At 60.8% G+C, this 13,430-nt stretch carries 10 protein-coding genes; 6 read left to right on the top strand and 4 right to left on the bottom strand.

Going from position 1 to position 13,430, the window contains the following annotated elements; all coding sequences use genetic code 11:
* The first annotated feature begins 1 nt into the window (after position 1).
* Positions 2 to 2,548, top strand: a complete 2,547-nt coding sequence (locus RFER_RS02340; protein ID WP_011462795.1) for a chemotaxis protein CheW — start codon at positions 2 to 4, stop codon at positions 2,546 to 2,548.
* On the opposite strand, the gene RFER_RS02345 is transcribed toward RFER_RS02340, so the two are convergent.
* Positions 2,545 to 4,077 (bottom strand): YifB family Mg chelatase-like AAA ATPase, encoded by a 1,533-nt coding sequence (locus RFER_RS02345; RefSeq protein WP_011462796.1) that lies wholly within the window; start codon positions 4,075 to 4,077, stop codon positions 2,545 to 2,547. The genes RFER_RS02340 and RFER_RS02345 overlap by 4 nt on opposite strands.
* A 257-nt stretch (positions 4,078 to 4,334) precedes the next feature.
* Here RFER_RS02345 and glnK point away from each other — a divergent pair, with 257 nt between their 5' ends.
* Both glnK and RFER_RS02355 read left to right on the top strand, forming a co-directional pair.
* The gene (gene glnK, locus RFER_RS02350; protein ID WP_011462797.1) at positions 4,335 to 4,673 is read left to right on the top strand and encodes a P-II family nitrogen regulator; all 339 of its coding nucleotides are present in this window, start codon (positions 4,335 to 4,337) and stop codon (positions 4,671 to 4,673) included.
* Between the two features lie 34 nt (positions 4,674 to 4,707).
* A complete protein-coding gene (locus RFER_RS02355) occupies positions 4,708 to 6,261 on the top strand; it encodes an ammonium transporter (protein ID WP_041790050.1) in 1,554 nt (517 codons plus the stop codon).
* Between the two features lie 442 nt (positions 6,262 to 6,703).
* Here the strand turns inward: RFER_RS02355 and RFER_RS02360 are convergent, their stop codons facing one another.
* A complete protein-coding gene (locus tag RFER_RS02360) occupies positions 6,704 to 7,588 on the bottom strand; it encodes a LysR family transcriptional regulator (protein ID WP_011462799.1) in 885 nt (294 codons plus the stop codon).
* A 101-nt stretch (positions 7,589 to 7,689) separates the two neighbouring features.
* On the opposite strand from RFER_RS02360, the gene RFER_RS02365 reads away from it, so the two are divergent.
* The gene (locus RFER_RS02365; RefSeq protein WP_011462800.1) at positions 7,690 to 8,583 is read left to right on the top strand and encodes an SDR family NAD(P)-dependent oxidoreductase; all 894 of its coding nucleotides are present in this window, start codon (positions 7,690 to 7,692) and stop codon (positions 8,581 to 8,583) included.
* A 38-nt stretch (positions 8,584 to 8,621) separates the two neighbouring features.
* Positions 8,622 to 9,686, top strand: a complete 1,065-nt coding sequence (locus RFER_RS02370; RefSeq protein ID WP_011462801.1) for an alkene reductase — start codon at positions 8,622 to 8,624, stop codon at positions 9,684 to 9,686.
* A gap of 280 nt (positions 9,687 to 9,966) precedes the next feature.
* Here RFER_RS02370 and RFER_RS02375 read toward each other — a convergent pair whose 3' ends face one another.
* Together RFER_RS02375 and RFER_RS02380 are read right to left on the bottom strand one after the other, a co-directional pair.
* Positions 9,967 to 11,580 carry a tetratricopeptide repeat protein gene (locus tag RFER_RS02375; RefSeq protein WP_011462802.1) on the bottom strand — a complete coding sequence of 538 codons (1,614 nt, stop codon included), beginning with the start codon at positions 11,578 to 11,580 and terminating at the stop codon, positions 9,967 to 9,969.
* Between the two features lie 23 nt (positions 11,581 to 11,603).
* Complete coding sequence (locus RFER_RS02380) at positions 11,604 to 12,296, bottom strand: sensor histidine kinase (RefSeq protein ID WP_011462803.1); 693 nt, start codon at positions 12,294 to 12,296, stop codon at positions 11,604 to 11,606.
* A gap of 194 nt (positions 12,297 to 12,490) precedes the next feature.
* Here RFER_RS02380 and RFER_RS02385 point away from each other — a divergent pair, with 194 nt between their 5' ends.
* Positions 12,491 to 13,429 carry an SMP-30/gluconolactonase/LRE family protein gene (locus RFER_RS02385; RefSeq protein ID WP_011462804.1) on the top strand — a complete coding sequence of 313 codons (939 nt, stop codon included), beginning with the start codon at positions 12,491 to 12,493 and terminating at the stop codon, positions 13,427 to 13,429.
* The last annotated feature ends 1 nt before the right edge of the window (position 13,430 follow it).

Raw genomic sequence — 13,430 nt, forward strand, 5'->3', positions numbered from 1 at the left:
CATGACCCATACGGCTGCCCCACTTCAAATTGACACCTATCTGCCCTACATGCGCGACGTGATCCGCTGCGAACAATCGCTGCACGAGCTGAACCTGATGTGGCGCATGATTGAATCCTCCGCCAAGATGAACTGCCCGGTCGAGGCGAAGACCATTTTGCCGACCATGGCGGCCACGCGCGAAGGCTTCAACCGCCTGGAGCAGGAGCTGGTCGCCAGTCTGGTGAACGAAAAAATTGCCACGGTGCTCGATGAGATCGGCACCAAGGCCCAGTATGTGATCGATATCGTGGTGCGCAATCTGTACGAGCGCACCGCCGATGTGGGTTTTCTGGCCACCGACAACGAGTTGTGCGCCTTTGTCGCCGGCCTGACCGACCAGCAGAGCGCCATTCGCCAGCGGCTGCGGGCCTACCGCAACAAATACACGGTGTACGACGAAATCATGTTGCTCGATACCGCCGGCAATGTGCTGGTGCAGATTGACGAGTCCACGCCGCTGGAAGGCAGCGTTGATCCGCTGCTGGCCCAGACACTGGCCAGCAACACGTATGTTGAAACATTTCGCGCCACGGATTTGCGTCCGGCCAAAAAGCAGGCGCTGATTTATTCGCGCCGCATGCTGCATCCCGACACCGGCGTGGTCGTCGGCGTGTTGTGTCTGTGTTTCAACTTCGAGCAGGAAATGGCGGGCATCTTTCAGTCGCATCGCGATCCGGCCGGGCGCTCCAACATGATGCTGCTCGACGGTAGCAATCGCGTGATTGAAAGTGCGGATGCCTTGTGGATTCCACCCGGTGCCGTGGTGCCGGTCAACACCGCCTCAAACCCGGCACTGATGATGTTTGCCGGTCGTGAATACCTGGTGCGAACCTACCCTGCCGGGGGTTACCAAGGCTACCCCGGGCCGCCGGGCTGGCAAGGCCAGGTCATGATTCCGGTTGACGTGGCTTTCACCGGCGGCGCCAGAAGCACCCTGACCACGCTTGATCCCGGTGTTGCGGCCGGCTTGCTGTCGCACGCCCAATCCTTCTCGCCCCCGCTCTACGAGATCATGGCCGCCGCTGAAAACATCCAGCGCGTGGTGTGGAACGGGCAGGTGATGACAACCGGCCAGCGCGGCGAACAGATGAAACTCAAGACGATCCTGGACCAGATCAGTGAAACCGGCGCGCGCAGCAACGAGCTGTTTTCAAAATCGATCGCCGATCTGTATGAAACGGTGCTGGCGTCCAGCCTGCGCGATTCGGAATTCGTGTCGCACTTGCTGGTCGATCTGCTGGACCGCAACCTGTACGAGCGCTCGGACGACTGTCGCTGGTGGGCCTTGACGCCGGAGCTGCAGGCGGCGCTGGCGGCGCCGGCGGCGCCGCAGCGCGATGGCGAGATGGTCGAGCGCATCACCGGCATTCTGGAATACATCAACCGCCTGTACACGGTCTACACCTGCATCTTCGTCTATGACGCCAGCGGCTGCATTGTCGCCAGCACCCAGCCCGACCAGGATGGCGGGACGGTGCTGGGGACCTTCATCGAAGCCGACACGCTGGCGCAGGTGCGTGCGCTGCGCAGTGAACAGGATTACTGCGTGACGCCGTTTGCACCCAGCCCACTGTACGGTGGCCGACCCACCTATGTGTACCACGCGGCCATCCGCGACCCCAATGACGATGCGAGCGTGGTCGGCGGTATCGGCATCGTGTTCGACTCAAAGCCTGAACTCGATGCCATGCTGCGCAGTGGCCTGGGCCACAAGGCGGGGATGAACGCCCTGTTTGTGGATCGACGGGGCTGCGTCATCGCCAGCACGGACCCGACACGCCCGGTCGGAACGAGATTGGAAATGGATCAGACTTTGCTGGCGCTGCCCAACGGCAGCAGCGCGTCGCGCATCGTGATCCACGACGGTCATTACGCGATCATGGGTTGCACCGTCTCCAGCGGCTACCGCGAATTCAAGGTGTCCGATGGCTACCGTGAAGATGTGTTGGCCCTTGTGTTTGATTCCTTCGGTGAAGTGCGTGAGCGCCCGGGCGTTGGCCACCAGGGCCACACGGTGTTGCAATCGGATTTGACCGCCATCGGGGGGTTTGAATTCGCCACGTTCTTTGTCGATGGCGCCCTGTTCGCCTTGCCCGCCGAGCATGTTCTGGAGGCGCTGCCCGCGGCAAAAATATCGACCGTGTCCAGGGGCGAGCGCAAAGCCTGCATCGGCCTGCTGGGGCTGCAGCATGAAGCGGTGAACCATGGCTCGGTCTGGGTTTTTGACCTGGGCTATCTGCTGCACGGCCAACCCTCCGTCATCGACAAAAGCAGCCAGGTCATCATCGTGCGCTACGGCGGGCAAACGATTGGTCTGCTGGTCGATGCGCTGCACGACGTACCGGCGTTCAATCAGTCCCAAATCATGCACTCGCCCTTTACCGGGCAGGCCGACGGCGCGCTGGTGAAACATTTCATCAAGGCCAATGGCGGCCAATTGCTGATTCAGACGGTGGATGTCAGCAGCCTTTTTGCGGTCCTGATGAATCGCAAGGCGATGGCCTAGGCGCGCAGCGCACGCCGGTATTGCATCGCCTCGGCCACGTGTGTCACCTGGGTGCTGCTTGCCCCGGCCAGGTCGGCGATGGTGCGGGCCACTTTAAGGGCCCGGTGTGTGCTGCGGGCCGACCAGCCCAGGCGCGCGGCCGCCAGGTTGAGAAACTTGGCGGCGGCATCGTCAAGCAACAAATAGTGGTCTATTTCCTGTCCCTGCAGCGCCTGGTTCGCCTTGCCCTGGCGTGCCATGGCGCGCTCGCGCGCGGCCGTGCAACGCGCGCGGATGACGGCGGTGGCTTCACCGGCTGCTGCCTGCAGCAAGTCCGCCGCCGGCAAGGCCGGCACTTCCACATGCAGGTCAATACGATCCACCAGCGGGCCGCTCAGCTTGCTCTGGTAACGCGCCACCTGGTCGGGTGTGCAGCGGCAGACCTTTTGCTTTGATCCCAGATAGCCGCAAGGGCAGGGGTTCATGGCGCCAATCAGCTGAAAGCGGGCCGGAAATTCGGCGCGCCTTGCCGCGCGCGAAATCGTGATCACCCCCGACTCCAGCGGTTCGCGCAGCGCCTCCAGCGCGGCACGGGGGAATTCTGGCAATTCGTCCAGGAACAGCACGCCATGGTGCGCCAGTGAAATTTCGCCGGGCCGCGGGGGTGAACCGCCGCCCACCAGTGCCACGGCGCTGGCGGTGTGGTGCGGGCTGCAAGTGGGCCGCTGCGCCCACTTGTCCAGCGAAAAGCGCCCGCCCAGGCTGGCCACGGCAGCGCTTTGCAGCGCCTCAAGGGTCGTCATGGTGGGCAGCAGGCCGGCAAAGCGTTGCGCCAGCATCGACTTGCCCGAGCCGGGCGGCCCCATCAGCAACAGACTGTGGCCGCCAGCAGCGGCAATCTCCAGGGCGCGTTTGGCGCCCAGTTGACCTTTGACATCGGCCAGATCCAGATACCGTACCAGCTCGGGCTGGGGCGCGGCCGTGACCCGCGACCAGCCCGCCGCGGGCTCCGCTGGCGGCGCGTTGTCGTCCTGCGGCAAAAAATGCTGCACCACATCAAGCAGATGGCGGGCGCTATAGACCTGGGCGTCGGGCACCAGCGCGGCTTCTTCGGCGCTGCCGGGCGGCAACACCAGTTGCGTCACCACCCGGCTGGCGTGCAAAGCCAGGCTCATGGCCAGCGCGCCGCGCACCGGGCGCAGCTCGCCCGACAGCGACAACTCGCCGGCGAATTCATAGCCCGCCAGACGGGCCGCATCGATCTGGCCACTGGCGGCCAGAATGCCCAACGCAATCGGCAAGTCAAAGCGGCCCGAATCCTTGGGCAGGTCGGCGGGCGCCAGATTGACCGTGATGCGCTTGTTGTGGGGAAACTCCAGCCCGGAATTTTGAATCGCAGAGCGCACCCGCTCGCGCGCCTCCTTCACCTCAACGTCGGCCAAGCCGACCAGCGTGAAGCTGGGCAGGCCATTGGCCAGGTGAACCTCCACCGTGACCGCCGACGCGTCCAGGCCCAGCAGCGCACGGCTTTGCACCAAAGACAGGCTCATCAGGATTCCTCTTCAAAAAAGGGCTGGCGCGAATTGGTGCTGCGCCCTGGTTTATGCACCAAGTATGTGCGTACTGTTTATTTATACATGAATATTAGCGCAAACCCAAGGCGACCGCCATCGCTAATCACCACCCGCTGTCGCAAAAATAGTGGCATGAACCATGCTTAAGACTCTTGTGTACCCACTTTATCGGAGAAGCTGATGAAACTGAATTCACGGAGCACCCTTCACTTATTCCATGCCAAGGAGAAATCATGAAACTCGTCACCGCCATCATCAAACCCTTCAAGCTTGACGAAGTGCGCGAAGCACTCTCGGCCATCGGCGTGCAGGGCATCACCGTGACCGAAGTCAAAGGCTTCGGTCGTCAAAAAGGTCACACCGAACTCTACCGCGGCGCCGAGTACGTGGTCGACTTTCTACCCAAGGTCAAGATCGAAGCCGCCGTCGCCGATGAACTGGTCGAGCGGGTGATTGAAACCATTGAGGGCGCCGCCCGCACCGGCAAGATTGGCGACGGCAAGATTTTTGTTTATGACGTTGAACAAGTCGTGCGCATCCGCACCGGCGAGACCGGCAAGGAGGCGCTGTAAGCGCCTCGCCCCCACCTTGATGAGAAAACTTACCATGAAAAAATTATTGCTTTCCTTTGCCCTGGGTTTGAGTCTGCTCGCTGGTGGCTCGGCCGCCTTGGCGCAAGCCCCGGCCGCCACGGCGGAGCCCGCAGCGGCGTCCGCCAGCGCTGCCCCGGCAGAGGCCAAACCCGCTGAAGCGGCGGCGCCGGCTGCGTCAGTCGCACCCGCTGCCGCAGCCACCCCGGCCGCCGCAGCCGCCGCGCCGGCACCGGTGCCGAACAAGGGCGACACCGCCTGGATGATGGTGTCGACCCTGCTGGTGATCCTGATGACGGTGCCTGGCCTGGCGCTGTTTTACGGTGGCCTGGTGCGCTCCAAAAACATGCTGTCGGTGTTGATGCAGGTGATGGTCACCTTCTCGCTGATCGTCGTGCTGTGGTTCATTTACGGCTACAGCCTGGCGTTCACCGAGGGCAACGCCTTCATTGGCGGCTTCGACCGGCTGTTCATGAAAGGCATCTGGGACAACGTGGCGGGCACGTTCGCCAACGGCGCCACCTTCAGCAAGGGCGTGGTGATTCCCGAAATTGTGTTTGCCGCCTTCCAGGCCACCTTTGCCGGCATCACGTGCACCCTGATCGTCGGCGCTTTCGCCGAGCGCATGAAGTTCTCGGCCGTGCTGATGTTCATGGCGCTGTGGTTTACCTTCAGCTACGCCCCGATCGCCCACATGGTGTGGTTCTGGATGGGGCCAGACGCCTACGGCGCCAAAGACGTGGTCGATGCCATGAACGCCAAAGCCGGCTACCTGTGGCAATCGGGCGCGCTCGACTTTGCCGGCGGCACCGTGGTGCACATCAATGCGGCGGTGGCCGGTCTGGTCGGCGCCTACATGGTGGGCAAGCGCATCGGCTACGGCCGGGAATCCATGGCCCCGCACAGCCTGACGCTGACCATGGTGGGAGCTTCCTTGCTGTGGGTCGGCTGGTTCGGCTTCAATGCCGGCTCGGCGCTCGAAGCCAACGGCTTTGCCGCGCTGGCCTTCATCAACACCTTTGGCGCCACGGCGGCGGCGGTGTTGGCCTGGTCTGTCGGTGAAGCGCTGATGCGCGGCAAGGCTTCGATCCTGGGTGCGGCCTCCGGTGCGGTGGCGGGCCTGGTTGCCATCACGCCAGCTGCGGGCAATGTGGGTGTCGGCGGTGCCCTGGTGATTGGCACGGTGGCCGGCTTTGCCTGCCTGTGGGGTGTCAATGGGCTCAAGAAGCTGATCGGTGCCGATGACTCGCTCGACGTGTTTGGCGTGCACGGCGTCGGCGGCATCGTCGGTGCGCTGCTGACCGGCGTCTTCAACTCGCCCGCACTGGGCGGCCCCGGCTATGTGGCCGACTGGGTGACTGCCACCATGGTGACCAGCGCCGACTACTCGATTGCATCGCAAGTCTGGATTCAGGCCAAAGCGGTGTTGACCACCATTGTCTGGTCGGGCGTCGTGTCCTTCGTTGCCTACAAGATTGTCGACCTGACCATCGGTCTGCGTGTCAGTGAAGAAGACGAGCGCGAAGGTCTCGACATCACGTCACACGGCGAAACCGCTTACAGCAACTAAACCGGATCACGCTGCAAGCCCACCCGAGTCTGTGGCTCGGGTGGGCTTTTTTTTCGGGTCAAGGTTTTGCAACCCGTGCCCGGATACACCTTTGCAGATGTGGTGCGGCTCCGCAAGAAAGCCGAGGTCAGTCAAAACCTCTTTGGCCGGTGCCTGAATATCAGCCCACTCGACAGTGATCAACGCTGGACTTCGTGGGCTCGGGAAGCTACCGCTAAATGTTCGATGGATGATTTTTTCTCCATCCAACCCGTCAGCGGTAGGTTGCGACCGCAAAAGACACTAAGCGGGTGCAGCAATTTTCGATTTGCCTCCTCTAAACCTGCCGTTCGGCTATGCCTTGGAAAGTCGGCAAAGTGGCCCGGACTTCGTCGAAACCTATTTCCGGATTGGCCATCAACGGTCTCCCAGCGAATTCTCGGCAATAACCTTCACCGGTCCGTCAAACTGCACTCATTGTTGCTATGCGGTCCCGCACAAATTCAATAAACCGCTGAGTTTTCGCCGGTAACAGTCGCGTCTCTGTTAACGCGTAGACAGGCTGTGGCTTTCCATGCCACCCTGGCAATACATGCCGCAGGCGACCCAATTGAATATCTTCGGCAACTACCGCACGGGGTAACAGAATCAGCCCCTGATCCAACGTGGCCAAGCGTCGAAACATGCCCACGTTGTTGAGCACATAGCGCCCGCTGACCGGAACCTGTTCCGTATGGACGCCGCTTTGAAGCACCCAATGCTCGACTTTGGGGAAACCCAGGCATTCATGCTTTGACAAATCCGAAGGGATTTGAGGTTCGCCTGCCTTGGCGAGATACCCAGGTGACGCGAACACCTCTGCTTTGATGCTGGCGAGTTGCCGTGCAATGAGCGTGGAGTCGGGCAAATCTCCCACCCGAATTGCCACGTCAAAGGGCTCCGTGATCAGGTCTACCCGGCGGGGCGTTAGGTCGAACTCAAAACGGATGCCGGGATAGTGCTGCGCAAATTCCGTGATGATGGGGGCCAGGTAGATGGATGCAAAATCGACGGGCAAAGAGGCCCTCAACACACCGCTGGGTTGGGCCAACATCTCGCCCAACTGCTCATGCGCGATCCGGGCTTCATCGACGATGCGTCGACAGCGTTCGTAGTAAATGCGCCCAGCCTCGGTCAACTCCACGCGTCGCGTGGTTCGGTGCAATAGTCGAAGTCCGATGGCCTTCTCCAGCAACGCAATGCGTCTGGACACCGTGGAATTGGGAACCCCGGTGGCATCAGCGGCGCCACGAAAACCCTTGGCGTTGACGACCTCTACAAAAAGCGCCATGTCGTTCAATAACTCCATCCTATTGCCCCGTAAATAGATCAATGATTCCCATGAAACCATCTTTATCTTACTGGTAAGTTAATTCAAAATTCAACCCGTCGAAACAAGGAACAACTCTTATGAAAAAAGATCCATCGCTGCAACTGTCAGCATCACGATTCAACCCGAGTGAAGTGGCTGGCAAAAAGGTCGCCATCATTGGGGGCACCGGTGGCATTGGCAGAGCGCTGGCACGCGAGATGGCCACACATGGCGCACACGTCACAGTGGTCGGTCAAACTTTTCGCGATGCCGGAGTGCCAAACATCGAATTCGTCCAAGCCGACCTCAGCTTGATGCATGAGGCACGACGGGTGGCCAGTAGTCTGCCAGCAGAGACTTTGGATCTGGTGATCTTCACCACCGGAATTTTTGCTGCACGCAAGCGGCAGGAGACATTAGAGGGATTGGAGCGCGATATGGCCGTGAGCTTCTTGAGCCGACAGGTCATCCTGCAAGGTATTGCGCATCGACTAGGCGTGCAACTGTCCAAAGGACATCGGAAGTCCCGAGTGTTCATCATGGGCTACCCCGGCACCGGGCAGGCTGGCACGCTGGGAGACCTCAATTCCGAGAGTGCGTATAGCGCAATGAGTGCCCACATGAACACGGTCGCCGGTAATGAAATGCTGGTGCTCGATAGTGCCCAGCGCTATCCCAATATCAACACCTATGGACTCAATCCAGGGCTGATCAAGACCGACATTCGCATCAATCTTCTCGGCGGCAACAAATTCCTGTTTGCACTGCTGGAGGGGCTTATCGGCGTTTTCACGCCCACTGCGGAGACGTATGCGCGGCGCATTGTCCCGCTCATGTTGAATTCACAGATCAATGGTTTCACAGGTACCTTGTTTAATAACAAAGGCCAGGCCATCCATCCTTCGGCCGGTCTTACCGGCGCCCACATCAGGGCTTTCCTGACGGAGTCACGCACGCTTGTCGAACGTGCTGTCGATTCACAAGTCGCGTGACCCAACTTGCCTACTCTACATAACCAAACGAGAAAATTATGACTTCACTATTCAACACCATTCAGCTTGGCCGCGTTACCTTGAGCAACCGGTTGGCCATGGCACCCATGACCCGCTCACGTGCGCAGTTTGACGGCACTCCCGGAGCGTCCGCTGCAACATACTACGCGCAGCGCGCAAGCGTTGGCCTGATCATCACCGAGGGCACGCAGCCCTCAGAGGACGGGCAGGGGTACATGTTGACACCCGGCATCTACACCGATGCCCACGTCGCGGGCTGGCGGACCGTTAGCGATGCGGTTCATGACCGAGGGGGCCGCTTATTCATTCAACTCATGCATGCCGGTCGCTTGTCGCACCCTGACAACACGCCACACCATCGCCAGAGTGTGGCCCCCTCAGCGATTGAGTCCGGCGCGCAAATGTTTACTCCCACGGGTTTGCAGCCAGCACCGGCGCCGCGGGCGCTGAGTCTGAACGAGATTCGCCAGACCACCACCGATTTCCGTTTCGCAGCCAAGCGAGCGATAGAAGCAGGTGCAGACGGGGTAGAGATTCATGGTGCAAATGCCTATCTGGTTCAGCAGTTTTTGGCCCCCAGCTCAAATTCACGAACAGATGCGTATGGTGGTCCCATCGAGAACCGTGCACGTTTTGCGATTGAAGTGGCGCAAGCTATCGCTGAGGAAATCGGTGCCGACCGCACTGCAATCCGGTTGTCACCCGGAACCACCTTGTGGGGAATTGACGAAGGACCCGAGGGACCGGCTCTCTATCGCTACTTGGTGGCAGAACTGAACAGGCTGGGCCCTGCCTATTTGCACATCATGCACCAAGGTGACGTGCCCTTGCTGGCCGATATACGCAGACTTTGGACAGGAACTTTGATGGTGAACCACCCCGGTCGCGCTCGCGAGCAGATCGGATCAGACCTAAACGGGGGCTTGGCTGACCTGGAGTCTTACGGTCAGATGGTGCTGGCCAACCCGGACTTTGTGGAGCGATTGAAGGTTGACGCACCAATGAATATTGCTGACCGCAATAGCTTTTTTGGCGGCAACGACGCTGGCTACATCGACTACCGCACGATTGGAGGAAAATAGGTTGAGGGCAGTGACATCAGCTTGTGGACTCGTTGCAATGATCTGCAACGGCCGTTGTATGTAACGCGGACCGTCAATTCGCGATCGCGGCCCCAAACTCTGGATGTCAACATGGGCAAGTTGCCGAAGTCCGCGACGGTCGGCTGGTCGGCACCTCAAATCGTGAATTTGTACTTCCGGCTACCGGGCATTGGTGGCTGTCAACTAACGCTGCTTCCCGGCCAATCAAATTTCAAACGCCCATGTTGGCAATGGGAACTCAGCGACCGATCAATCAGCGCTAGTGCTCGTTCGTCAGACGGGCCAGCGCGAGCGCATAGGCGCGGTATTTCTGGTTGACCGGGTTCATTTCGCGCACCCGGCCGAGCAGCTCTCTGGTTTCAAGAACCAGGTCCTCGGTCTTGCCTTTTTGTTGCATCAGGCCAATCAGCAAGCCGCACAGGTTCACGCTGATCACTTCGTTATGGGGCAGCTGCTGCGCGGCAGTTCGCAATAGTTTGACCGCTTGCTGGAAGTCGCCTTGCTTGGCCAGCGTGACGCCCTGGTTGTTGATGTCGATGACTTCATTGCGCGAGGCCTTGATGAGGGTCTGGCCCTCTTCCGCCATGTTTTCGCCCTCAAAGACGGCGCCGATCTGCCTGGAGAGTTCGCCGTCTTCATGGTTGTTTTTGACCAGGTCCCGGAGCAAGCCGCATGCCTTGTCCTTTTTTCCCAGTTTGAACAGCGCTTTGGCCACCTCCATCGTCATCTCGGGGCTCACCTTGTCGGCCAGTTGTTCCATCAGTCGCTCGGCATCCAGCATGGCCGCTTCGGCTTTCTGCACCTGCCCCATTTTTTGATAGACCAGGCTTTCGGCCGCCGCCGTTTGCAGGGCGGCGGCCGGGTTGTATCGGAAGTCGGCTTTGCTGCGTTTGAGGATGTTCAGCGCTTCTTCAGGGGAGTCCTGGTCCGAGAAGACCCGCGCCAGCCGGGCGTACACCGCCGGGTTCTTGTGCGGCGAAAATTCGCTGATCTTGATGGTCTTCTCGAACGCCGCCTGCGCCACATCGAGCGCGCCATTGCGGTAGGCCGTGTCGCCGAGGGTCTTTTGGCGGATCGGCGAGTTGGGCGACAGTTGCACCGCGTCCTCCAGTACTTGCTGGGCCTGCGCGCTGTCCCCCATCGCGTCGAGGGTCTTGGCCAGCCAGTCGGCCGCCTCCATGTACATCCGGTTTTCCTGCAGCACCTGCTGAAACAATTGCACCGCACCGGCATAGTCCTGGCCGTAAAACAAGACCTTGCCCAGGCCGGTCTTGGCCCACGCCACACTGCGCAATGCCAGCACCGACTCGAACAGTGTCCGCGCGGCCGGGTAGTCGCCCAGGGTCAGCAGCAAGTCGCTCTTGATGCGCAAAACTTCCTGCGGATTGACCGCGCGCGCATTCAGCTGCTGATCGCACAGAGCGATGGCAGCGCTGTAGTCCTGCGTCCGGATGGCAGCCTCGATCGCACCGAGCGACTGCTTGCGCGTGATCAATTTTTCCAGACGGCTTTGCAGCAGCACCTGGTTGATCGGTTTGAGCAGATAGTCGTCGGGCTTGACCTCCGCCGCCCCCATCACCATGTCGGTTGTTTTTTCGGCCGTGACCATGACCCAGATGGTGGACACGCCGACAAAATTGCGCAGCTTGGCCTCCTCCAGCACCTGCTGCCCGTTGGCGCCAGGCCCGAGGTTGTAATCACAAATAACAATGTCATATTTGTTGGCGCTGAGCTGGTTGATGGCCTCATGGCCATTGCTGGCGGTGTCGATTCGGGTGACGCCCATGAGCCGGACGAAGTCCCGCAGCATGGTGCGCATGCCCTGGAAATCGTCAATGATCAAGGTGTTGGCTTGCGGGAGTGAAAAAGTCATGGTCAGGGTCTCGTCAAGGTGGGCTAGGGCAGGCGCACGACAAAACAACCGCCGCCATAGGCGCCGCCGTTCTCTATCGTGAGCGAACCCTGTCGAGCGCCGTTTTTGTGCATCTGGGCCACGCGGGAAGAAAAATAAAACCCCAGGCCGGTGCTGCCGCTTGAAAAATTGACCCCCTTGTTGGCGGCCATACCGTCGCTTTGCAGCATGGTGTCGGGGTAACCCCGGCCGTTGTCTTCGACCCGCAGCTCAAGGAATCCGCCTTCAATGCGGGCGGCGATGCGAATCTTGTCGGTGGTGTAGCTGTAGGCGTTGTTCAGGGCGTTGAGCAAGATGCCGGTCACCAGGTCGCGGTCAAAATACCAGTAGCAGCCCTCGTCGCAATCCACGTCCATCGTGATGCCCTTGAACTCCATCACCGAGCGGTTGTGCAGCAGGGTTTCTGCGATCACATCGGCGACTGACTGTTCGGCAATGTCCACCGGGTAAATCGATTTGCCGAGCTTGTAGAGGCTGAGCAGCTGGATCAGGTTGGCGTTCATGCGGTGCGCCTGATGGATGATGGGCCCCAGTGCCGCCAGGGTGTCGTCATCAAAGCGCGCCCGACAGGCATCGGCGATGGTTTCCAGGCCATTGACCTGAACATTCAGCGAATTCTTCATGTCGTGAATCGATGAGGCGATGAAATCAGTGAAGCTGATATCTTCAGTTGTCATAGCGGTGGAACCCCTGTTTTTGCGCCAAATGCGCTGTACGATTTTAGGAGCAAACAAATCCTGCCTGATCCCGGCGCGACCCCGGCTTGGGTCCGGACGCGCAAGGTGATGGCCGCTTGGTCGCCACGCTGCGAGCGGCCGGCGCAACAAGGCACAATGGTCACCCGCAAAACCCACCACGACACTCCTGGACTATGAGCTGGCAAACCGTCACCCCGCAACCCTGCCTCCTGGGCGAATCGCCGTTTTGGCACCCGCACGAACAACGGCTGTATTGGGTCGATATTGCGGGCCGGAAAATCCTGCGCACCCAGCCCGGCCTGAGCCCGGTTGAGGCCTGGGCCATGCCCAGTGAGCCCGGCTGCATCGCGCCCGCGGCCGGTGGCGGCCTGGTGATTGCGCTGCGCCATGGCGTGTTTCGAGCCCGCGAGTGGGGTGGGCCGCTGCAACACATCGCCACGCTCGACTACGACCCGCAGCACCTGCGCGCCAATGACGGCAAGTGTGACGCGCTGGGGCGCTTCTGGATTGGCACGCTGGACGAGACCCGGGTGGCGCGTAATGCCGCGCTCTATTGCCTGGACTGCCGCGCCGGCATCCCGCCGCAGATTGAGCGCCAGCTCGATCAAACCGTGCTGCCCGCCACCACCGCCAACGGCCTGGCCTGGAGTCCGGATGACCGCACCCTGTACTGGGCCGACACCCCCAGCCATGCCATCCAGGCCTGGGATTACGACCTGGCGCGCAACTGCCTGACCGGGCAGCGCACCTTTGCCCAGTTCGCGCCCAAGCCGCCGGGCTGGCAGTCTGACGGCGCGGCGAACAACGGTGGCTACCAGGGCCGCCCGGATGGCGCTGCCGTTGACGTGCTTGGCAATTACTGGGTGGCCATGTACGAGGGCCGCCGCGTCTGCCAACTGGCACCCGACGGCAGCTTGCTGGCCGAGTTCGCCGTGCCCGCGCAATGCCCGACCATGCCCTGCTTTGGTGGCGAGGACCTGCAGACGCTGTTTGTCACTTCGGCGCGCCATGGCCGCGGTGCGGCCGAGTTGACCCGCTTTCCCGAGTCGGGCTGCGTGTTTGCCATGCGCGTCAGCGTCCCCGGCCTGCCGGTCAACTTCTTTGTCGACTAAC

Origin of the sequence: Rhodoferax ferrireducens T118, from assembly GCF_000013605.1 — a bacterium.
GTDB lineage: Bacteria > Pseudomonadota > Gammaproteobacteria > Burkholderiales > Burkholderiaceae_C > Rhodoferax > Rhodoferax ferrireducens.